27 protein-coding genes are annotated in these 21,123 nt (G+C 40.0%); 1 reads left to right on the top strand and 26 read right to left on the bottom strand.

What is annotated here, in order from left to right; genetic code table 11:
• Positions 1-529: 529 nt before the first annotated feature.
• The 18 genes from ACYQ3A_RS03555 to ACYQ3A_RS03470 form a co-directional block, all read right to left on the bottom strand.
• Positions 530-1,066: a hypothetical protein gene (locus ACYQ3A_RS03555; RefSeq protein ID WP_459895689.1), complete on the bottom strand. Its 537-nt coding sequence runs from the start codon at positions 1,064-1,066 to the stop codon at positions 530-532.
• A 15-nt stretch (positions 1,067-1,081) separates the two neighbouring features.
• Positions 1,082-2,569, bottom strand: a complete 1,488-nt coding sequence (locus tag ACYQ3A_RS03550; protein ID WP_459895688.1) for an AAA family ATPase — start codon at positions 2,567-2,569, stop codon at positions 1,082-1,084.
• 255 nt (positions 2,570-2,824) lie between these two features.
• Positions 2,825-2,950 (bottom strand): DNA adenine methylase, encoded by a 126-nt coding sequence (locus ACYQ3A_RS03545; protein ID WP_459895687.1) that lies wholly within the window; start codon positions 2,948-2,950, stop codon positions 2,825-2,827.
• 108 nt (positions 2,951-3,058) lie between these two features.
• Positions 3,059-3,529, bottom strand: a complete 471-nt coding sequence (locus tag ACYQ3A_RS03540; RefSeq protein ID WP_459895528.1) for a hypothetical protein — start codon at positions 3,527-3,529, stop codon at positions 3,059-3,061.
• Positions 3,517-3,996: a putative peptidoglycan-binding domain-containing protein gene (locus tag ACYQ3A_RS03535; RefSeq protein WP_459895686.1), complete on the bottom strand. Its 480-nt coding sequence runs from the start codon at positions 3,994-3,996 to the stop codon at positions 3,517-3,519. Before ACYQ3A_RS03535 ends, ACYQ3A_RS03540 begins: the two co-directional genes overlap by 13 nt.
• Complete coding sequence (locus tag ACYQ3A_RS03530) at positions 3,983-4,534, bottom strand: YiiX/YebB-like N1pC/P60 family cysteine hydrolase (RefSeq protein WP_459895685.1); 552 nt, start codon at positions 4,532-4,534, stop codon at positions 3,983-3,985. Before ACYQ3A_RS03530 ends, ACYQ3A_RS03535 begins: the two co-directional genes overlap by 14 nt.
• A 2-nt stretch (positions 4,535-4,536) precedes the next feature.
• Entirely contained in the window at positions 4,537-5,109 is a 573-nt protein-coding gene (locus ACYQ3A_RS03525) for a hypothetical protein (protein ID WP_459895684.1), read from the bottom strand.
• A gap of 10 nt (positions 5,110-5,119) precedes the next feature.
• Positions 5,120-5,935 (bottom strand): hypothetical protein, encoded by an 816-nt coding sequence (locus ACYQ3A_RS03520; protein WP_459895683.1) that lies wholly within the window; start codon positions 5,933-5,935, stop codon positions 5,120-5,122.
• A 10-nt stretch (positions 5,936-5,945) separates the two neighbouring features.
• A complete protein-coding gene (locus tag ACYQ3A_RS03515; RefSeq protein ID WP_459895682.1) occupies positions 5,946-7,364 on the bottom strand; it encodes a phage tail-collar fiber domain-containing protein in 1,419 nt (472 codons plus the stop codon).
• Positions 7,364-8,218 carry a phage tail protein I gene (locus tag ACYQ3A_RS03510; protein WP_459895680.1) on the bottom strand — a complete coding sequence of 285 codons (855 nt, stop codon included), beginning with the start codon at positions 8,216-8,218 and terminating at the stop codon, positions 7,364-7,366. Before ACYQ3A_RS03510 ends, ACYQ3A_RS03515 begins: the two co-directional genes overlap by 1 nt.
• Complete coding sequence (locus ACYQ3A_RS03505; RefSeq protein ID WP_459895679.1) at positions 8,211-9,311, bottom strand: baseplate assembly protein; 1,101 nt, start codon at positions 9,309-9,311, stop codon at positions 8,211-8,213. Before ACYQ3A_RS03505 ends, ACYQ3A_RS03510 begins: the two co-directional genes overlap by 8 nt.
• A gap of 71 nt (positions 9,312-9,382) precedes the next feature.
• Positions 9,383-9,649, bottom strand: coding sequence for a helix-turn-helix domain-containing protein (locus tag ACYQ3A_RS03500; protein WP_459895678.1), 267 nt, complete (start codon positions 9,647-9,649; stop codon positions 9,383-9,385).
• Positions 9,633-9,935 (bottom strand): GPW/gp25 family protein, encoded by a 303-nt coding sequence (locus tag ACYQ3A_RS03495; protein WP_459895677.1) that lies wholly within the window; start codon positions 9,933-9,935, stop codon positions 9,633-9,635. Before ACYQ3A_RS03495 ends, ACYQ3A_RS03500 begins: the two co-directional genes overlap by 17 nt.
• Positions 9,916-10,305, bottom strand: a complete 390-nt coding sequence (locus ACYQ3A_RS03490) for a phage tail protein (protein WP_459895676.1) — start codon at positions 10,303-10,305, stop codon at positions 9,916-9,918. Before ACYQ3A_RS03490 ends, ACYQ3A_RS03495 begins: the two co-directional genes overlap by 20 nt.
• A gap of 8 nt (positions 10,306-10,313) precedes the next feature.
• Complete coding sequence (locus ACYQ3A_RS03485; protein ID WP_459895675.1) at positions 10,314-10,952, bottom strand: phage baseplate assembly protein V; 639 nt, start codon at positions 10,950-10,952, stop codon at positions 10,314-10,316.
• On the bottom strand, positions 10,952-11,902 hold the full coding sequence (locus ACYQ3A_RS03480; RefSeq protein WP_459895673.1) for a phage late control D family protein: 951 nt from the start codon (positions 11,900-11,902) through the stop codon (positions 10,952-10,954). The genes ACYQ3A_RS03485 and ACYQ3A_RS03480 overlap by 1 nt, the downstream gene beginning before the upstream one ends.
• A 2-nt stretch (positions 11,903-11,904) precedes the next feature.
• A complete protein-coding gene (locus ACYQ3A_RS03475) occupies positions 11,905-12,111 on the bottom strand; it encodes a tail protein X (protein WP_459897425.1) in 207 nt (68 codons plus the stop codon).
• Positions 12,083-15,232 (bottom strand): phage tail tape measure protein, encoded by a 3,150-nt coding sequence (locus ACYQ3A_RS03470; protein WP_459895671.1) that lies wholly within the window; start codon positions 15,230-15,232, stop codon positions 12,083-12,085. The genes ACYQ3A_RS03475 and ACYQ3A_RS03470 overlap by 29 nt, the downstream gene beginning before the upstream one ends.
• Between ACYQ3A_RS03470 and ACYQ3A_RS03465 the strand changes: the two genes are divergently transcribed.
• The gene (locus tag ACYQ3A_RS03465; protein ID WP_459895670.1) at positions 15,226-15,447 is read left to right on the top strand and encodes a hypothetical protein; all 222 of its coding nucleotides are present in this window, start codon (positions 15,226-15,228) and stop codon (positions 15,445-15,447) included. The two genes, ACYQ3A_RS03470 and ACYQ3A_RS03465, sit on opposite strands and share 7 nt — an antisense overlap.
• A 132-nt stretch (positions 15,448-15,579) precedes the next feature.
• Here the strand turns inward: ACYQ3A_RS03465 and ACYQ3A_RS03460 are convergent, their stop codons facing one another.
• From ACYQ3A_RS03460 to ACYQ3A_RS03425, 8 genes are all read right to left on the bottom strand, one after another.
• Positions 15,580-15,849, bottom strand: coding sequence for a hypothetical protein (locus tag ACYQ3A_RS03460; RefSeq protein WP_459895669.1), 270 nt, complete (start codon positions 15,847-15,849; stop codon positions 15,580-15,582).
• 21 nt (positions 15,850-15,870) lie between these two features.
• Positions 15,871-16,392: a phage major tail tube protein gene (locus ACYQ3A_RS03455; RefSeq protein WP_459895668.1), complete on the bottom strand. Its 522-nt coding sequence runs from the start codon at positions 16,390-16,392 to the stop codon at positions 15,871-15,873.
• Positions 16,393-16,405: 13 nt separating this feature from the next.
• Positions 16,406-17,572: a phage tail sheath family protein gene (locus tag ACYQ3A_RS03450; RefSeq protein ID WP_459895667.1), complete on the bottom strand. Its 1,167-nt coding sequence runs from the start codon at positions 17,570-17,572 to the stop codon at positions 16,406-16,408.
• Positions 17,572-17,910 (bottom strand): hypothetical protein, encoded by a 339-nt coding sequence (locus ACYQ3A_RS03445; protein WP_459895666.1) that lies wholly within the window; start codon positions 17,908-17,910, stop codon positions 17,572-17,574. The genes ACYQ3A_RS03450 and ACYQ3A_RS03445 overlap by 1 nt, the downstream gene beginning before the upstream one ends.
• Positions 17,911-17,978: 68 nt before the next feature.
• Positions 17,979-19,247, bottom strand: coding sequence for a tetratricopeptide repeat protein (locus tag ACYQ3A_RS03440; protein WP_459895665.1), 1,269 nt, complete (start codon positions 19,245-19,247; stop codon positions 17,979-17,981).
• Between the two features lie 11 nt (positions 19,248-19,258).
• Positions 19,259-19,957: a hypothetical protein gene (locus tag ACYQ3A_RS03435; RefSeq protein WP_459895663.1), complete on the bottom strand. Its 699-nt coding sequence runs from the start codon at positions 19,955-19,957 to the stop codon at positions 19,259-19,261.
• Between the two features lie 16 nt (positions 19,958-19,973).
• Positions 19,974-20,861 carry an SDH family Clp fold serine proteinase gene (locus ACYQ3A_RS03430; RefSeq protein ID WP_459895661.1) on the bottom strand — a complete coding sequence of 296 codons (888 nt, stop codon included), beginning with the start codon at positions 20,859-20,861 and terminating at the stop codon, positions 19,974-19,976.
• Positions 20,824-21,054 (bottom strand): hypothetical protein, encoded by a 231-nt coding sequence (locus ACYQ3A_RS03425; RefSeq protein ID WP_459895659.1) that lies wholly within the window; start codon positions 21,052-21,054, stop codon positions 20,824-20,826. The genes ACYQ3A_RS03430 and ACYQ3A_RS03425 overlap by 38 nt, the downstream gene beginning before the upstream one ends.
• Positions 21,055-21,123: the final 69 nt, after the last annotated feature.

Genomic DNA, 21,123 nt, shown 5'->3' with positions numbered 1-21,123 from the left:
AACAAGAAATAAAGTATTAACTTTTTAAAATATAAAATTTTCTTTATAAATGAAACAATCCTAACACATAAACTAACATTTGAAGAAGCTGAAATCGTAGGTGTTATTTGGAATAACAGAGAAAATCCAGCCAAACTATTGGAAATTAACGGAATTTGCTATCAAAATCTGGAAAATAGGAACATCCCCTTTTTGTTATTTTTTGTAAAAGTTAGTCCAATCACAATCTTAATTTTGAAAAAAAAGTGGAACAGAATAACGGGACTATCCGTGACTATTCGGGATATAACGAAACACTTAATAATCTGATTATAGCAAAGAATTTTAGACTAACGTGATATCCTAAAATCCTCAGGTGTTCCATTTTTTTTCAAAAAGGTGTTCCATAGTTTTTCAAAATACTAATGCTTTTAATATTTAACTACCAGGTGGGTAGCCTTTTTTCTTGGGTATGAGCGGGGAAGATGTACATACCTGCAGGGGACACAACACCGTAGTAGTAAATGTTTTAATTGTGGGGAACAAGAAGTTACAAATTTTTTACATAATAGGTTATATCTTCTTGGTCTCTCTTTTTGAGAAATGGAAATTTATCAAGTAACTCTTTCAAATCTTTATCCTTTGTGGCTTTAGGAGCACTTCCGGTAAAGATAATTACAGCAAAAGTTTTATACTTCCATTCATACTTAGGGAATTTTCTCATAAACGCTTTTATGGTCTCTTTTATTTGTTTAACAGCGTGGTTTGTATCACTTCCTTTAAGCTCTATGAATGTAACGCTTTTTAAGGGATTTTCCGAATTATTCGTGTTAACGAACAAAATGAAATCGCAGAAGTTGCTGGAATTTAAGCAGTTATCAGGTTCACTATCCCTACAGTTTCCTTCATGCTGTGGATCAACTACAAAAAGACAAGCTATCTCATTAGGTTCTATTTTACAAATAAATTTTGCATTGTTTTCTTCACAAGAAATGATTTTCCGTCTCTCCGGGCATTTGTAGCTATGTCTTGTAAGACAAGCAGATAGCGTATCAGTAAGCCTATTGTAGAATTCACACTCACACATAGAAACTTCTTCTCCCTAAATCTTATAGTAAAGCTGAGATATCTCCTCAGAAACAGAACTAAAGGTTTCCCAGTCAATAATTCCTGTTTCGGAATCCAAGATGTTCTTTACTTCTCCGTCATCCGAAAAAAGGTAAACAGAAACCTTATTTTTAGCTATAAACACATCTTTGGTTCTGAGAAAAAACATAGAAGCTAAATCATCTGGATTTTTTTCTTTTGACTTAACAGCATTATCAGCTTCTATCAAGTTTATAAGATGGTCTACTATGTAGGGAGAATGGGTCGTGGTAAGAACCCTAATTCCTTTATTCACCATGAAAGATAGAAATTCAACCATTTTAACTTGGGCTCTTGGATGTAGGTTGTTTTCAGGTTCATCTATTATTAAAAGGTCATTTTCCTCAGCTTTATAAGCAATGTAAGCATAAAGTCCTCCAAGACTCTTAATCATAGAAGAGGAAACCATAATAGGAAGTGTTACTCCGCCGTTTGTTTTGTAAACAATCCCTGTTTCGTCAATTTTGATTTCACCCTCTATTATTTCCTGTAAAAAGGAAAGTAAAAGCTTATTTAGAGAGTTTTCTTTAGGCTTCAAAGAGGCAAGACGCTGAACGAAATCTTTGAAATCTTTGACAGGAACCGGATAGTTGTAGTTGAAATTCTTTGGACGTAACAACTTGTGGATATTATTTAGTTCTTCAACCGTACGTTCTATATTTTGCAGTAATGTTACCCTTTGTGAAAGGGCTTTTTCAAAGAGTTTAGCATCTTGAATAAGTCTTCTTAACAGGTTTAAGATTCTCCTCAAGGATGCTCCAATTTCAGAAAGATTGTAAATGGAACCTTCACCAAGGTTAATAAGATTAGAGAAAGTTATGAGAGTATTCCTCTCAACCGGAAGGTTGAAGGGATTACCAAATAGACTTCGTACAATAGTCTTTATAATCAAAGATAAGTAGCATTCATAAGCTAACGAACGTTCAAAACAGTCTTCAAACCACTTACTACGAGCAAACTGATTAAAGGTTCTATTAAATAAGTCTAATAATTCCTTGAATTCCTTTTCTTTTTTCTTAGTTGGCCAATACAAAGTGATTTTTAGGTTTTTTACTTGTTCTTTATTAATGGAAATAAAGTAAGGAAATTCTTTTGCTACATAGCTTAAATAGTCCTTTATCAGCTTTTTAATGAAGGGGATGTCTTCCTCTGTAAAAAAAGGAGAAACTCTTTCTTGTTGTGCGAGTAATTCAATATACTTTGCTACTTTTGGAAGATAGTTTTGGACAAAATCAACCTTTATCTTCAGATTCCAAGGCCTACTCCATGTGAAGTTACTTACATAGTTTTCAATTGTCTCTTCAGAAGCTATTGAATGAATCACATAAGCCATCCAAGTCTTGTTAGTGTTATTCTTACCAACAAAGACTGTTAAATTGCCTACTTTTATCCGAGCGTCCTTAATGTTCCCTAAGTTTTTTATCCTTAGTTGAAGCGTTACCATTTCATCTCCAAGAAAAGTCCAGTAATTCTATATTAGTTATCATAGCAAACTGTTAACATTTGTTGTCAAGCAATCGAGAGAGTATTTAAAAAATCCTCCAGAAAACTGAAAACGTCCAGAAATTGAATAGCACAAACTTTGACACAACAAAGAGTTGAGCTAACTAATAACCTCTTGTCCTCTATAGCTTCTTTAAATTCGGGGAAGTGGTCTCGTAAGACGATGAAGAGGTTGACGAGTAGCTCGTTGGCGTCGCTATAGACTTCTGAATTGATGGTCTACTCCAAAAACTTCAACGTAGGTCATTTTTGTGTAGTTCTCAGGAAATTGGCTAATGATCCAGCTTGCTAAACGTGATTTTCCTCCAATGTAAGGAATCATCTCTTTCCTCCTTTTGTTTCAAAATAGGAAAGAATAGATGAATTGTGTTTCAAAAAGGGAAGATTCTGAAACAACAGGAGGGGAACGGCAGGAGTTCAAGGATGTCTCCTATCTCCCAGTATTTAATTTTTTGAGAATCTCTGTTTTTTCTTTACTTCCAGCAGAGCTCCCAAAGTAAAAGGCAAATATTTGAGTGGTTATGGTAGAGAGAACTCCGAGGATGTAAATCACAATGTCTTTCTTATCCCCAGTAAACTGTCCTCGAGCAAAGTAAAAAAAGAGCAGGAAGGTTGCTATTACTGTTGTTAAAGCAAGGACAGAGGGGAAAATCTTATTTATAAATGGAGCTGAATCCGAAGTAGAAACTTTCGCATAGGTTTCTCTGGCACTTTGAGTATCCTGTAGGTAGGCTTTCTCTCTTTCAAGTTGTAGCTGTCCTTCTTTAAGCTGTAGTTCGGCTTTCTTTATCATCTGCTCAAACTTTTCTTCATCTGTCGTAACAAAATCATCTACGAGGTCTTTTACGCCATCTATTATTGATTTTCCCAGTCCGCCTGTAAGGAAATTCAAGAAACCCATGACATAGCCTCCAGTGCACGGTTGACCCATCCTCTTAAGTAAAGAGCGTATCTCTTCGGGTTTTTGTTCGCTAATGCCGTATAGAACGCTATCCTTGCAAGGGTAAAGTCCCTGATAAGATCTTCTTCTGGAACTGAATCAAGAGCCTGTAGTGTTATGACTCCCAATATTCCGTCTGTTTTAACTCCAAGGATTTTTTGAAGTAGTTTCACTGTCTGCTTTACGCCGAGATTGACTGCTGTTTCAAAAAGTAGGCTTTTTACTTTTTCATCTTTCACTTTTTCAAATGGCTTGTAGAAGTTGTCGTAGTAAAAGCTCTCTACAAGCTCAAAAGGCGGTTTTTGACCTCTATCTATCCATTTCCAACCTTCCCACGTGGGGTGAGCCTTGCGATAGATGCCAGCGTAGGTTTCTGCTTGCTCTGTAGGATTGCGGTGAAGTTTAAGACCGCCTTCAAGCTGTAACACTTTTGGGAGTACCTCTTTGAACGCCACTTTTCACCTCTGGGAGTTTTGTGGAGTATTCAAACTGGAGAAGTGGAGACTTCAAGAATAGACGGGGACTGACTTCTGAAGGATGAGTGTTTTTGAGAAGTTCTACTCCTGCCTGCTTAAATGCTGTGAATACCAATTCAGAGCAGAACCATCTGTTCTTGCTTTCCAGATTCGGATTAAAGAAGACAAATCCTAAAATTCCAAGCCAGTCGTAAGGTTTTCCTATCTGTCTCTGGAGGAAGTGTCTGATTTCGTCTCTCTGCTCTTTTGTGACTTCTACTGAGTAAACAGCAAATTCCGTTCCTGGAGTATGGACTTCTGAAAACTTTCCGTATCTTACTCCGTTCCACCAGGCTTCTATGACAACCGGATCGTTCCTGTCTTTAAGGTCAACAATGAAGGCTATATGAGTAAAGGGGAAGCCCCACTGCCTTATCCTTATAGGCTGGCTTGTAAGGGACTTCCCTATGGAAGCAAGGATATACACTTTGAGGAGGTCTCTCGCTCCCATTGTTAAACCTCAAGTGGAATTTCTGAATAGGCATCCTCACAGAGTTTCTTCACGTCAAGCTGGAGTAACTCTTCAAGGGTCATTGAGTCTATTTGACTCTCAAGCTCTCCTTCCTTATCCCAGATTTCCTCTTTCCAGTTGAATATCCTGGCAATCTCCACTGCACGGGCAAGAAGAGGAAGGATTTTCTGGACAGACTCGTCTGATAGTCCTTTTGCCTTTAAGTCTTCAATTGCCTGCTCTTGCGTGTAAGCTCCAGCTACAAATAGAGCAATTTTCTGCTTAACTTCATCTGTGGTAATTGCAATGCCTTCCTGTGCTGCTATGTAGAGAATCCTTCCTTCTATTACCTGAGCTTCTGAGGTTATGTCTGCAAGGTCTTCGTCTAATTCAGAGAGTTTTTGGTGGATGTAGGAGTCAGTTCTACTTGAAATACCCTGTTTTACCACCTCTTTCGCATCACCTTCATCAATCTGCCCGAATCTGGGTAATGTTCCCCATTGCTCTATCCATTTTTGTAATGATTTCCTATTCCAGCAAATTTCCTGCAGATCATTCTTCGCAAGGGTTTCCATCCTTTCCTCCTTAAGTAGCTTTTTCAAGAATTGCTGAAAGTGCTGTGTTAGCTAAGCATGATGGATGAGTAAGGATAATCTCTACTGGTGTTAAGGGATCATCTGTTCCAAATGAAAAGCGGAGCAAATCTATACGATCCCAAGCTATTATTGAACCAACATCCTTACCTATTGATTGAAGTAAGTGCCAGCCTTTTGCGAGGTGTAGATTACTATTTCCAGTTTCAGAACCATCAACCAAAAGAGTAGTACCCAAGTATTCTGGAACTACCACGAAACCTAAATCCAAGAAAACATCTCTGCTAAACCAGATCCAAATTTGTCCTTGAGAGCTACAATTTTTAGAGCGGGTTCTCGGATTTTTATTTATTACATCCACCTGAATGTGAAATTCCCTTTCGGTGTCCTGACTTTCTATGTGAACTTTAACTGCTTTGTAAACTGCGGTTTTATAATCAGCCATTGGATGTAGATCAACAGTTAACAAATGATTTCCATTTGCATCGTAAAGGTCTGATTGAGTAGGCGTCCCGTCATCATTCGGGTTTGTATCATGCTTTAGAATACAGCCTGTTGTTATGGCTATTGTTCCGGAGCTTCCATAAGACGTGGCAACAATAGTGTTTTCATTCCAGCTGGCTCCTATTAATTGAGTTCCTACAAACTCCCCTCTCGCACCAGCTATAAATCCGTCAATCTTACTTTTTCCATAGTTAACTAAATCATTAACCTGCTGGTCCCACTTATCACTCTGGGTTGTCCATCGTTCCAGGAGCTGGGAAGTGTTATCTTTTACCTCCAGAAGAAGTTCAGTTAAATCTGCCATCGTAACCTCCTTAAATGAGTTTTGTTATTGAAGCTTTTCCTGTAATTTTTCTGTATTGACCTGCTTCATTTAAGCCATAAGTGAGGGTTGAATTACCTGATGAACCGTTCGATTTGTGAAAAACGAATTCCCCGTAGCTCCCTCCACCACTTGTGTTATCTACGTCATAGGCTATCGTTCCCTTGAAAAGTACTGAATCTTGTGTAACAAGAAGTGTTCCTTTTATCGCAAGTGGTTCTCCAGACTCTATTCCCGTATCCCAGGTTACATCTTCAAATCCAAAAATGTTTTTTCCTTTGTCTATTACTTCTGACCACGTTATTAGAATCGCTATTTCGTACACACCGTAGCCTATGTTAGTAAAGATTATAGATTCTGTGTTTGTCACAGTAACACAGGCTGTTTCTCCTACACCACTTGGAGCTTCAAGACTTTCAATTAATTTTTTGTAACTTTGAAGTTCTTCTTTCTTTGCAAAATTCTCATCCACGTAAGAAATCTTGGCATAACTGTCTAAGTTAGAGGTTCTTACAAAAGTATTATCGACATAGGTTTTATCTGCTTTTGTATCTTTCAGGTTTTGAACCTGATCTTTAAGGTTATCTATCTCCGCCTGGAATCCTGCAATAACATCTGAGTCAACTTTGTCTTTTACCTGCTGGAGGAGTTTTTCTATTCGGTCTATCTCTTCTTCTACCTCTTGAAGTTTACTTGTGTTAACAAGGTTTAGCTTTTCTGTTAGGGTGGTAATAGCCTGCCCTATTCTTGCAAGGACTGTCTGGTCTGTGAGTTGTTCCAAGAGCAAGTTCTCTTCTGTTTTGTCTGCTCTTTCCTCTAATGCAGTTATCCTCGGTACATGGACATTTTCAAGTTCCTCTTTTACAGCATTGGCAGTTGCGATGGCTTCATCTGCTTTCTCCTTGATGGCTACAATCGCAATTTCATGGTTTGTGAGAATTCGGGATATCTGAGCAAACTCTTCCGTGTAAAGAAGTTTCAGGTCTGGATTACTCTCAACTATCTCTATCTTGTCCAGAGGAACGTCTGTTACTCTTACGGATATTCCAGTCAAAAGCTTTAGATTTTTGTTTTTCCATGCAATAGGAACTTCTGGATGAGACCAGACAAAAGCGAGAGTGCCGTCTTCAAGATACCAGCCTATTTCCCTTATCCAAAATTCAGGGGCATCTTCTGGAAGAAGAGCCGATAGATCCATATAGCCATCGGAAGGGAAAACCTTTCCAGAAGCAATTGGAACTCTGATTATTTCGTTTTTTAGACTTGTTTGGCTTTTCTTTGGAGTATATCCTGCATCCCCAAAACCTATGTGAGTGAGCTTTAGCCTTACTTCTGGAAGTCCACTAACTTGAAAGAATTTTTGCAATCCTGCTGTTGTGGTTATCGGAATTAGTTTAATCTCTTCTGCCATTAGTTGATTCCTCCAGTGAGGTTAATCCTGACAAAGGCAACTGAGTTGAAACTGCCTGTAACTGCACAAGTAGAGGAGAAATTCCATTCTGTTTCTGTTGATTCAAAGGAAGCTTTCAAGAAACCATCTGCGGTAACGTTTCCAGCGAAGATTGAGATTCCGTCTCCAGCGGTGATTACTTTTTCGCTGTTTTCCTCAAAAGTGGCAGTGGTGAAAGTAACTGGCTTTATGCCAGTTCCGAGGATTTTGTATTCTCCATCCTGGGACATAAGGATTTTCTTTTCACTGTCTTCTTCAAATGTGGCTTTTGTGAAGGTGGAGAGGTTAGAGCTTGTTGCTATTTTCTGCTCGTTTTCAAGGAAGACGTTGAACTTTAGTTCTTCTAACCAGCTTCTTTCGTTTTTGTAGGCATTTATGAGGTCAAGGAGTTTTTCTTGAACTTCCGGTGTTAAGGTAATTCCAGCTTCTAATAGACTATTGAAGAAGAGGTCTATCTTGAATCTGTAAGCTTTTCCATCGTATTCAAACCATTCTGTTACTCTTCCACCAAGATTCAGGGTTTCAAGAACTTTCTCTATTGCGTATTTTGTTCCCTTATAGCGGTGAAGTTCTATTGAATTTTTAACAAGGTTCCTCTTTTCTTCAACGGTTTTGGCAAGGTCGTAGCCTTCTACGTGGAACTGCCAGGCAAGTAAATCAAGAAGAGACTCATCTTCTATTTCGTCTATACGGGGGTATATGACAACATTGGTTATCAGTTCCTTGACTTTTTGAAGTTCTGGGTCGGTGGCAGAAAGAAGTGCCTTTATAATTGGGTCATTCAATAGATTCGGAGGTGTTATTTCTCTAAACATTTTCTGCACCTCCGTAGATGATTTCTACTTCTTCAACCTGTGCCACCTGGCTGGCGTCCACAGGTAGAAAATGAGGAGAATGGACTTCCACCCGTTTTACTCCTTGAACAGACATTACAAGGTCTATAAGACGGGAAGGGTTTACATCGTAGCCGATTTTTGATTTTGTTTCGTCTATGAATTGGAAAACTTTTTCTTTTACCTGCTGGTCTATAGACCCTTGAAGTGGAACATAGTCCTTCCTTATGTAATAGGTCATTCTTATGTTGTAAGTTACAATCTCAGGAGCTTTTACTTCCACAAGGTCTGTAAGTGGACGTACTTTTTCATCATTGAGGGTCTCTTCTACGAGGGAGAGAATTTCGGGGGTTGGGAGTTTTCCGTCTTTCATCAGAACTATAACGGTTACTCTGCCAGGTTCTGGGGAGAAAACAGAAACATCAGCTATTTCCTGATGGGCGGACTTTGCAAAGTAGATGTACGCTCCACGGCTTCCGGCGTTACTGAATTTTTCTGGTGCTATTCTGATTCTCTCTCTTAACCTTTCGTCATCTTCTTCGTCTGAACCGTAAAGGGAAGTTGTAATGTTTTCAACTTTGATCACGTAGGGAAGAGGAGTAACTAAAAGATTTATCTGTCCAGGCTGGAAGCCATTGCCAACTGTACCGGGAGTTTCACATTCAGCTTCTACATCAACGAAAGTTTCTCCAGGTTTGATTACTACTTCTTCTACTGTCTTAAAGAAAATTTTCTGATCCGGTGTTACCTCAGTTCCCTGTGGGATTACAACAGGGAAGGTTTTTGGAGAATCTATGTGAAAACGGACAGTTGTCCTTGAAGGGGTAGCAGGGAGCCTTTTCACTCCCAGAAGTTCCCCAAGTCTATCAAGAGCCTCTCCCCGTGCGAAGGCGAGGAGGTTTTGATTGGCAGCATCGTTTATCTGGAAGTTTTGAACAGAAACCACGTAGGCAAGAAGAGATACCAGCAGATTAACGGGGTCAGCAGGATAGATTTTTCTGTTTAAAAGTTCTCCAGCCCTGTTAAGAATTTTTTGATATGTTTTCTGTGAGTCATACTCCACGAATTTCAGCATCTTTTCCCTGCCGGTCGGTTTTACATAAGACTAATACCGGCAGGGTGGACAGGGTGGGCAACGATGGGCAGTCAGAGGAGGATCCAATTGCTTCTGTTTCCCACAAACTCAATTAGCCCTTTTCTTGGAACTTTCCAAATCCCCTCAATTTTGGCAGCTTCGAGTTTACCGGATTTGATCCATCTCCTTACGGTCTTCTTTGAGACTCCAAGAAGCCGTGCAATTTCTGGAACAGAAAAAAAGAGTTGGTCAGGTAGTTCTCTTTCAAGTTTTTCCTTAACGTAAAGAAAGTAGTAGTCAAGTTCCTTTGAAATTCTTTCCTTAAGTGTTGGATACATTTACTACCCCGAATTTTGTTTCGATTGTGACGGTTGCTTTTACTTCCCCTTCATTGCTTGTTTCAATTTTGATCTTTCTTACCTTTGCTCTTTTTTCCCCTCTTTCAATCTGGAAGTAAATTTCTTCTTTCATCTTCATTTCAAGCTCTGGACTAAGTGTATCAACTATTTGCCAGCTTACTCCAAAATCCCTCATAAGAGGGACAGTTCCTTTTGGTGTTGAGAGTATCGTTCTGACGTTTTGAATTATCTCTTCAAGCTCGGTTTCAGGGTTGACTACCAACATTTTGAACATCCTCTTTTAAGATTAAGTTTACCAAAATCTGCAAGGGGTTGCCATGTTTATCCGTTCTGCCACTTTCCTCTCGTAACTCCTCTATAACGAATCTGCCTTTTACGTAATCTCCAATAATCAAAAGGTAACTCTCTCCTCTTTCAAGATACTCTCTGAGTTTTTCAACTTCAGCGGCAGGGTTGCAGAAAGAGTGGTGGAATTTGATGGACATCTCAATCTGTTCTGGTTCAAGTCCCGTGAAGTGGAGTTTCTCTTTTTCTCCAAAGATAGAAATTCTGGCGTATTTGGCTCTTGAAGAGCGATTAAGAGTCTCTGGAGTTTTAAGAAGTTGAAAAATCACTTCTCCTAACTTTCCCCACATTTTCAACCTCAGTGAGTGTGATGTGGTGTGTTTCCACCCTCATCAATTATTGAACCTGTAGCGTGAATGTTTCCGTCCACCTCTACGTTTCCTTCAACGGTGAGACTTCCCACAATCCTGAAATCTCCTTCAAGAAATCCCATAGTAGGAGAATTGTTTTGAAGGTTTATGGCTGGAGCTTGCAATGTGATTTTTGTTTTGCTTTTAACAAGAACATCTTTTTCAACAACGGCGGACATGTGTCCGCTTACCTCTATTTCAACGTCTCCTTTTACGTTTGCTGTTAGTTTGTGATTGGCAGTGTCGTATTCAATGACTGTTCCATCTTCAAATTTTGTGTGAAATTTGTTTTTATCTTTAACTGGAGGAGGGTTGTCGGCGTGGTAAACTGTGCCGATTATGAAGCCATCGGTAGTTCCAGACTGAGGCAGGAGAAGGCAAAGGACTTTTTGACCTTCTCTTAAGGGCATGTAACTTTTGTTCTGATAGGTAAAAGGTTCTACAATCTGGAGTTCTCTTGAAATAACAGTTTCAAAGTCTTTGAATTCAACAATTGCAGTATGGTTGTCTGGATTGTACCGTTTGACCGTTCCCACTTTCACCGTGTTCATAATGAGCTGGAAAAGTTTTTGAATTTCTGAAATCATTACAGTCTCCTAAGCGTTAGCGTGGTTTTATAACCGCCTGAATCAACTTGATGCCTTGATTCCTCTATCAAATAGTTTCCTGTGAACAAATCTCCAAGCTCCAGTCTTACTACCGTTCCTGCAACTAAGGACATATCTCCTTCAACTGTTAAGCTGCCAGAAGTTCTCCAGCGGTTTCTTTTCTTTAGTTCTGCTATTGCTCTTTTCTTTGCCTGCTCTAACGATTCCACCTTGTCATGAACTTTCAGGATTTCTCCAACAGGAACGTCTTTTAGAACATAAGTGTAGGAAAGGTCTTTGTTTTTGACCGGATCGTGATAATAGACTGTGCATGACTTAAAGATTGAGTGGGTCTGGTCTTCAAGGTCAATGTCTATTAGCTGATTTTCAGTTATCACAGCTATTGGTTCCTGATTCTCAAATTCGTCTCTTTCCACAAAGAAAAGCCTATCTGGCTGAATCTTGAGGTAGCAGTTCCATCGGTCAGCAAGGCTTTTCAAAAATTCTGCATCTGTCTGCTGGTTCTGCTGGAGGTTTTCTATTTGAATGTCTTCTATTTTCACAACCGGAATCAGGCTGTTTTCCTGTGCTATCTGAGAGACGATTTTTGAAAGGCTTGTGTTTTTGAAGTTTCTATTTCTTTTCGTTTTGTGGATTTCAGAATTTCTCCTGATTGCTGTTGCCTCTATTGAGAACGTGTAGAGTCTTCTTCTCATGGAGTCTATCCTGAATTTTCCACAAAAGTAGCCATCTATGAAGGCTGAAATTTCAGCATCGGGAGTGGGATAAGAGGTAAGAGAAAACTCTTTATCCTCGTTGTAAAGTTCAAGGGAGAGTGTATCTGCCTTTTCGGTGGAGTCTGTGTATGTCAGGGAAATCAGGTATTTTTCGAGGGCTTTCGTAACGTCTCTGTTTTCGTAAAGTATTTTCAGTTCGACTTTACGGGGCATGGTTACCTCTTCCAGATGGGCAGTTTGTCTGTTTTAACTTCTTCTGGCTTTTCAGGAACTATTACTTTCAGGTTGGCAGGTAGAAGCTCGTATTTTGCAAGCTCCGGGTTAGCTTCAAGTAGCAGGTGCATAAAGTTTTCGTTTCCGTAATACCTTTTTGCAATTTCATCCCAGGCTTCATTATGATGTGTAATGTGTTCCAACACCATAGCCAATCCTCATCTCCTTTCTTAACTGTTCTCTCTGGAGTTTTTCCACTTCTGCCCTTACGATTTTTGCTATTTCTATGGCATCTTCCCTGTTAGCCTTTCCGTTTACCGTTATGTGGATGTGGATTTCGTTATGGTGGTGAATGGCCGGTGAATTGTGGGTTGAAATGTGGCTGATTGATAGGGGTTTCTGGTAAGGAACGGGAAAAGAGGGCTGTGCGAGTCCAGTTGTTAAAAGTGCAGGGAAAATTAGAGGCGGAAGGTTGACTTCTGGTAGTCTGGAGAGGATGAATTTAACTGGCTGGAAGAGTGGGGTGAGCGAAAGTTTGGGAAGTTTCTCCAGTGCAAGTTTTACTGTCTGAACAAGTGGAGGGAAGTTGATTTCTGGTAGTCTGGCAGGCTGGAAAAGTGGAGTGAGTGTCTGGATTAGCGGTGGGAGTTTAACTTCTGGTAATCTGGAAAGGAGAAATCTGATAGGCTGGAAAATGGAAAGGGGCTTGATTTCGGGAAGTGTAAGGGAAGGTAGCGAAATGTCTGGAGCTTTGTGAAGGAGTTTAAGAGGCTGGACAGATGTCCGAATCTGGACAGGTGTCCAGAAGAAATCTTCTACCTTTTTCATTATTGAGGAGACTTTAGCAATTAGAGAATCTTCCTTTATTCCTTCTGCTATGGTTTCAACAAATCGCAAGCCTGTTTTGTGAAGGTCTGATAGTGGTCCTTCTTTTGCAGGAGAGAAAGGAAGGAGGTTTCTAACTTTTGAAAGAGTTCCTTTAACTGCATTGATAAGTCCTCCAGCTTTTGACTTGATTCCTTCTACGAAAGTGGAAATGAGCCTTTCACCTGTTTTGAAAAGGTTTATGCTTTTCAGAAAGTTGAATACAGACTGCCATTCTTTGTAGATGATTCCAAAGGGAGAGAAGTTGAGAAAAAATTTCATCAATCCTGAAAAAATATCAAATACCGGGATAGACATTAACTCATTTAATTTACTCCATCCTTCTTTCACAAAAGAGATAGCTTTTCCAAGTAGCTTAAAACTTTCCACAACTGCAAAAATCGGAGTTAATGGAAGTTTTAGGATTTCTCCTACAAGGTGTCCAACAGCAAATCCCCACTCTTTTGTTGCTTTTCCGCCGTCATCTACAAGTTTGAGTATTGAAGAGATAAGGTTTCCCACTGGTTTTAGTATAGATCCTATTAAGGAGATTCCTTTCGCTACTCCTGAAAAAACAGGAGATAGAAAGGAAAAACTGTCTGCAAGTCCTTTGAAGAATCCTTCAAAGAAGTGCTTTATAGGTTTCCAGAATTTGTAAATCAGTAGAGCAGTTCCAGCTAATGCTGCACCTATCCAGATCCAGAAAAGTGGATTGGTGAGAGTGGCAACCGTTAGTGCTCTTATACCTGCAAGAACCGTTTTTAACGAAGTAAACAGGTTTGTTTTTAGAGTAAGGGCAAGGTTTTTAAGTCCTGAAATGGAAAGTAAGTTTGTCTTTGCCCAGAGGATTTGAGCTTTTGCAGTCTCTACTATTGCATTTTTGACAGTGGACAGTGCAGTTACAGCAGTAGCTTTTAAGTCAAGAAGTTTGTATTTTGTTTTCAAGAGTTCAAATTGAAGGAAGTTAAGGAATCCTCCTCTGTATTGAATTGTGTTTATTAACTGCTCTATTCTTAAAATCTCATAAAGTTTTTTGCCTGCTTTTCTGGTAAGTTCCAGTCCTTCAATGAAAAGAGATAGAGTTTTCGAAGCTACAGCGGTAACTGCTGCTACTCCTGCAATTGATGTCAGGATGAGTCCAAAACCGCCAATTCCGATTCCCACTACTTTAGCAAGGGTGGAATGCTCAGAAATCAGGCTTTTTATTGAAAGTGAAAGTTTTGTGAGTCCTGATGCCAGGAGATTAACAGCAGGTAAGAGGAAGGAACCGAAGGCTATTTTTGTTGAAGCAATAGCTTGAGACAGTCTATTGAATGCGAACCAGGTTGACTCGCTCATTTTTTTGAAGGCTTCGTCTGTTTCGCCACCTACTTGCTGGAACTCTTTAAGGGTGTTAACAAAACTCTCAGGGTCAGCTATGAACATATTGACCACTTTTTGAGCTTCTACACTTCCAAAAATTTCAGAAAGCATCTTTGCCTGTTCGGCTTCTGTTAAGCCTGCCTGTTTCATTGCATCGGTTATCTCTTTGAGGGTCCCAACAAGTCCTTTTTGTTTTAAGGTTTCTTTGTTTACAGTTATTCCGAGTTTCTGGAAGGCTTTTTCTGCCTGTGTGGTGGGAGAGATAAGGGCGTTTACGATTTCCCTGATAGAGGTCATTGTTTGAGCTGTATCAAGACCTTTAGCGGTTGCGGTGGCAACGATGGCGGAGAATTCTTTGAACTTAACACCTGCAGAGGAAATTATCGCTGCCACTCCACCGATGTTGCGGGCGATTTCCGTGAATGTGGTCCTACCTTTAGCAACGGTTTTGAATATGTAATCGGAAGCTTCTTTGAGGTTAAGTCCCCATGCTTTCATTACAGTTATGAGGGTGTTGTTGGCAGTTGAAATATCGCTCACTCCAGCAACTGCAGATTTACCTGCTACTTTGATGATTTCAAGGGCTTTCTTTGGGTCAAAACCTGAGGAGATTGCATCGTAAAAGGCTTTTGTGACTGCACTCTTTTCCTGTCCCAGAGAAACTGAAATTTCAAGAAGCTGGCTGGAGTAGAGTTTTTTAAACTTTTCAAAGTCGGTTTTGACAAGAGTTGAAGCTTCTGCAAGTCCTTTTTCAAATTCGGTTGCATCGGTGACTACGCTTTTCAGTCCGAGCGTTATCGCTCCACCTATCGTTCCAAGTTTCACAGTTAAGCTCTCAAGTTTTTCTCCAAAACTGTCAAGATTCTTAGGGTCAAAGGTTTTCTTGATTGTGTTTCTTAACTTTTCAAAACCGCTTTTCGCTTCATTTGTTTCTTTGACAAGTTTTTTCACTTTTTTTACGCTTTCTTCAAAAGAGGAGACCTTCCCAATGCTTTCGACTATGCTTTTGAATTCGTTGGTTTTCCTTGATGTCTCTGCTATTGCCCTTAAAAAGTTATCTGCGAAAAGGCTCAGTCCGATAGCAAGCTCGAGATTAGATGCCATTTCAAATCCTCTGGCATAAATTCAAATTTGCTATGGAAGTGGTAATCGGTATCTTGATTCTTCTGTTTATAGCTATTGTTTCTATTGGTTTCCTTCTCTTCATGGTAGGAGGAGGTATCTATTTTCTCCTTTCTCTCCCCGAAAGAGTCAGGGAAAGAAAAATCAGGAAAGTTAACCGTAAGTATCTAAAGAAGAGGCTCTCTTATCTTCCCTGATTTTTTCAAGTTCGCTCCACTTTCTCAGTAGGTAGAAAATTCTTTTAAGTTCCATTCTCATAAACTCCGAGTATGTAATCCCGACCTCCTTTAAAAGTAGAACAGGAAGGAGATCGGGACGGTCAAACTTTCTTATCCCACTATTTGCAAAAAATGTCTGTAGAGCTTCAGAAAATCCCTAATAGGCATTGTTCTCAGTTCTGGCTCGGTAACTTTCTTTCCATCGATTTCTACGAGGAGTTCCATCAACGCAATCACAATATCTTTGAATCCCGGTGTTCCGTTTGTTACGGCTTCAGCGGTTTCAACTGCGGTAAGAAAATCTTCTCCAGTTCCGTCATAAATAACTGCTTTCCTGTTTTCTGATAGTTCAACTTCGGCTAATACTTTCCTTTCTTGCATCCTCTACCTCCATTTTGTCTATTATCCCATTCCGAGATTTTTCCTAACATCGGAAAGGTGATCTTTGCCGTTTATGATGCAGATGCAGTTAAGAGGGTCAACCTCGTAAATTGTCTTTCCGTCAACTTCGAGCTTGTAGTAGGTTACCGAGAACTCAAGCTCCGAGTCCTGTGGCTTGTTCATTTCAAGTTTTCCGGGATTAAGCGAGAGAGGTAAAACTTTCATTGAGGCAACAAGTCCAAATGACCTGAATGTCCCGGAAGCCGGGTCGTATTGCTGAAGTGCCCCGTAAACGGTTATGAGGTGATCCTCGGGTTCAAGGAGTCTGGCAAAATCTTTTGTGGTAGTGGAGAATTTGAGTTTCAATTTCATTTCTTTTACGTGACCGATGGTAGGAGTATTAACTTCCCCACTTATACCAAGGGGGGACATTTTGTCTGATAGGAATTCAACCTTTGGAAGTTCTACACTTGCTGTGCCTGCGATTACATTTCCTTCGAGATAGACTTTGGCATTTTGAACCTTGTCGGGAATCGTGGCCATTTCTCACCTCCAATTAACTGCCGAACAGTGTTTTCCAGTAATTGGGGTCGTACTCGGTTATGAAGTGGATCTCCCTTGCAGGGGAAGGTGGCGTAAACCAGACGTGGAATGTGGCTATTCCGTCCATGAGGTCTGTAATCGGGTTCTCCTCTTCTACGAAGGCAATCCTGCCACCAAGGATGTCTTCCCTTGCAGAGAGACCGTTGAGCCTTGTCTGGTAGGAGTCAACGATTGTTCTTGTGAACCTTCTTGTTATGGGGGTATCAACCTTCTGGTTAAAAGTGAGAATCAGCTCGTTATTGAGGAAGTTGAACATGTGGCGAACATTGTCGAAGGTGTCTTTTGGGTCTGTGGAGGATGGATAGGCGGCAGTTCTTGCTCCCCAGAACACCCATCCATTGGCATTGTTAAAAAGCGGAGTTACTCCCTGACCTGCTAAGTAGTTTGCCTGGTCAAGTCCGAGGTGAAAGTCAGAATCGTTTATGTAGAGAGGCTTGTTTGAGACAGTTTTTGATGGAATTCCAGAGTTTTCTGCATCTATGCGGGCTTTTCTGAATGCTGCCAGGGTAGAAGGATGATATTTCTTCTCTCCTGAAATGCCTTTTCCAAGGAGAGCCTTAATCTGTGGGAACTTTAAGCCGTTATCTACAAGGTATGCTGGAGCATCGGTGTATTTTTCAACCTCAATATCAACATAAGCCATAGCCTTGAAGTGTCCGTTAATTGCACCTGCTTTTGCTGCCATTGCCGTTGCAACAGCAGGATCCTTTGAAAATCCAGGAGCTATGAGGATTGATGGAACAAGGCGGAATCTCGGATAGACTTCTTCTACAACTTCAAGTCCAGAAGGTTTTAAGGTAACCGGGTCAATTCCTCCTATGACCTGTGAGGAGCTTATAGAAGAGGCGTCGTTTCCAACGCTTATGAAAATCACAGGAGATACAGCTTCAAGGGCGAATGCAACCTGAGCGACTTCTTCAAGGGTATGTTTTTCCCAGTCTCCGCTAATACCAAAGGTATCTCCATACTCTTCAAGGGTGAAAATCGGAACCGCTTTGTTTACAGGTCCTTCTTTTGCAGTTCCAATTGCTACTGCAATTGTGCCTGTTCTAACAGGAGGCAGGAGACTGGTTGGTTTTTCTTCTACGGTTACTCCTCTTGGGTAGGGAGATGTTCCCATTATTTGCCTCCTTTATCTTTTTTGGCTTTTTTCTGCTGTTCCTTGATGTACTTGCGTCTTTCCTCTTCAAGTTCTTTCTCTTTTTCGGGGGAGTATTCAGAAAGAGAGATGAAGAACTTTTTGAGTTCTTCCGGAGCGTAGTGAGGAACTTCGGTGAATATTTGACCTTTTCTGAGGAAGAACTTTTCGTTGATGATTGTGGGACCAGCGTAGATTACTCTGGTATCTTTGGAATTGGTTTGTTTTTTGGTTTTCTCAGAAGATTCTTGTTCTCTTTGTTCCTGAACGGCTTTTTCATTAACTTCTACTTCTTGAACCTGCTCTTTCTTTTTTGCCATAACACCCTCCGGGAGTGGATTTGTTTTAGGTTAACTCCCGAAGGGTGGACAGGGTGGGCAACGGTGGGCTATTGGTTTTTCAGTTTAGAAATTAATCTCTTTACCCCTACAGATTCATCAAGGGATAGTGCTTTTTGGGCTAACTTTAAAGCTTCTTGCTTTTTTCCATTCTCGTAGGCATATTCGGCAAGTAACCTATAAGTAAAAGCTATGTCTTTTACGTCTCTCTTTTGATCTATAATCTGCTCCAAAAAGGGTAAAAGTTCTTTCAAAGAAAGTATTTTATGTTTTCTAACAAGTTTTAAAATGTAGTGAAATTCCGGGATTTTAGGCTCAGCAATGAAAAAAGAAAGAAGCTTTTTAACTGCTAACTTAGAAACTTCTCCGTTAAGATAGACCAGTTCAAAGGCTTTTCCAAAACTTCTGGTCTTAAGAGAGTTGGAGTTTTCCATCGTGAAAAGTTCAGCGTAGGATAAGTGAAGAGGTTTGGGAAGCAAATTACCTGGGGCGTTTCCAACACTCTCTATAATAACCGGATACTTCCTCTTCCCTGGGAGAATTCTAAAAGTACCTGTAATTCCGTTGTAGAGGAAGTTTGCTATTAGACTTGGTTTTCCTTTCTTTTCTTGGCAAATCCCCACCAATTTTGACTTCGATAGGACTGTGAGAATGGGAAAAATGTAAAAGTATTCAGCTAATTTCTCAGCACTGGTTGGCGTCAAGTGAAAGAGAGTACCGTAATTATAGAAACTTTTTGGCTTGAAGAGAAAAAGAACATAACCGCTGGAGGCATTTTTCTCAAACTGGTAGGCAGGAGGAATGATTTGAACAAACTTTACTGGAGTTTCGCCGATAAGGAGGTTTTTACTCACGTTAGCAATTTTAATCTTCCTTTCTTGAAGAACCGCAAATAGCTGTTCTCCTGCGAGTTTTATAGGAAAGCCGAACATGCTTAAGCCCATGTCGGCAAGTTTCAGTGAGCCTCCTTCCAATTTCAGTTTCCTATTGAACTTTACACAGCCTTCACAGACTTCAGGACACCTTAGAATAGAGAGTTCTTTGACCCTTTCTTTCGCTTTTGTGTCCTTGGATTCGGAGTGGATTGATTGAGATGTGGAACTTTCAGATTTTAACTTATTTGTAGCTTCTACATTTGTAGGTTCTACAACTTTTATGTCTACTCCCGTCAAAGATTCAGCTTCCGTTCTTAGCGGAAGGCTAATAGCAAGCTTTTCCTTATTTCCGGATTCTTCTATTCTGTTTTCTCTTTTGGACAGACGGAAACCAAACCACAGCCCACCTATAATTAACAAAGTTAGGATTATGAAGGCTTCCATAGTCCTATTTCCTACTTTGCCTTTCTCTTTATAGTCCTATAAGCTTTGAACATTTCAAGAAGATCTATTTCTCCAAAATTATCTGTTCCCCAGCGTTTAAGGGCTTCTTCCCTTGGATCAATACCTGCCCTACCACAAGCGAAATAGAATTTTTTTATCATTATGTGTCTTTCATACGGAGGAATCTTGTTCTTGTACAAAACCCCAGCAACTGAATCAATCCAGCTGTTCAAATAACGAAAAACACACTTAACCTTTTCTTTAGGTAAGAGATCTATTTTGGAATACCTACACCTTCTTTGAAGCTCAGAATGAATAGTAGGAAAGAGGTTTTTAGTAATTCTGAAGTCTAACTTTAAGCTTCTCTTTGAAAAGCCGTGATTAAGAGCTTTATTTATTAGCTCAACAAGCTCTTCTATAAGATCTTTTATTGTGCGTTGAGTAGAAGAATCAGCATAAAGAGATTCATCTCTGATTATCTTAATTTTCTTGACTTCTCCAACATGAACCTTTTCGGCTTTATGTATAACCGTGCTGTTTTCATAATGATTATTAGCTATTATTTGCTCAACTTCTATTTTTGAAAATTCTGCGAGTTTCCGGAAGATTAATTCCTCAGAAACTCCATATCTCTGATGAAGGTCTTTTACCCAAGCTCTTGTTAAGTTCTCGAGTTCTTTTTCCCATTCGGCTTTCCACTCCCCTCCCATCCTCTATCTCCGTATGCTACAGCGTCATACATGTTTCAACTGAGGATTCAAGAAGTTTGGCTTTCCCTTCTTTCCTCATGCTGGCTACCACATGGGTAAAGTAGTTCCATAACAATTCAGCTTTTATATCCCTTTTCTTAAGTAAAGATACTTTGAGTCCAAGTTCTTTAGCCTCTTTCCATCTTATTGGTCTACCGTGACTAAGGTGTCTGTTTGCATCTGATAGATACCGAGCAATATCATCTGCTTTTTGTCTTCTTTGCTGCTGTGGCAGGTTCTTAAGCATATACTTGGTAAGCAACTTCTTAGCTAATTCCTCAGCATGTTTTATGGTTTTACTTGCCCAGTCCAAGGTGGTTAAGTCTATGGATTGAAGTAGCATAGCAGCAATTGTTGGATTAAGCTGATTTGAGGAAAGCCAGTTCGTGAGAAGTTTAACACTATCAAGAACAGAGTGAGCAGGTCTCCAAACTTCTCCAGAGGGTGTCTTTATTCGAATCTGAGGGTCAATGGGACCAAGTTCTGAGCTTTCCAGCATGTAGATTCTATCGCTACCAAGAGAAATGATTGTTGCTGCTGACTTTGCTCTTTCTGGAATAGCAACATAGAACCGACGGCAGTTTTCCCTAAGAATCTCAACGAGTTTTTCAGCAATATCTGGGTCTCCACCGTAGCTGTGGAGAATCAACAGAATAGATTGGACTTTCCTTTCAAGTTTGGATAGCGGTTCGTTAAAGAGCAGAGGATCCCATTGGTCAATGGGAAGTCCCAGAGGGGAAATGTAGCTTATAACTAACGAGACTCTAAATTCCTCAGCAATTCGTTGAAGGAACCCTCTCCTTACATACTTGTCGTTGTTAAAAGCTTTATAGAGAGGGGTAAGAGGTTGTTGCTCCTTCACCATAGAAGAAACTCCTTTCTTCTTTTTCTTTACGGAAAATGCCGTTTTCCCCGTAATATATTTCCCTGACCAGTTTCATTGCTCTGTTGGCTTCTTCAATTATTTCCTGAAGACCGGTAGAACGTCTAAATTCCTCCATTTCTTTTACAAAACGCTTAAGATCTTCTATATCCTTAACTTCTTTCGCCTTCACCATTTTCCACCTCCTTGCAAATCAATCAATGCTGATGGGAGTCTTTACGGTCAAAGTAATAGGGAATAGCTA

This window comes from Desulfurobacterium crinifex (genome assembly GCF_054656775.1).
Note: the sequence above shows the minus strand (reverse complement) of the source record. Positions and strands in the feature narration are given on the sequence as shown.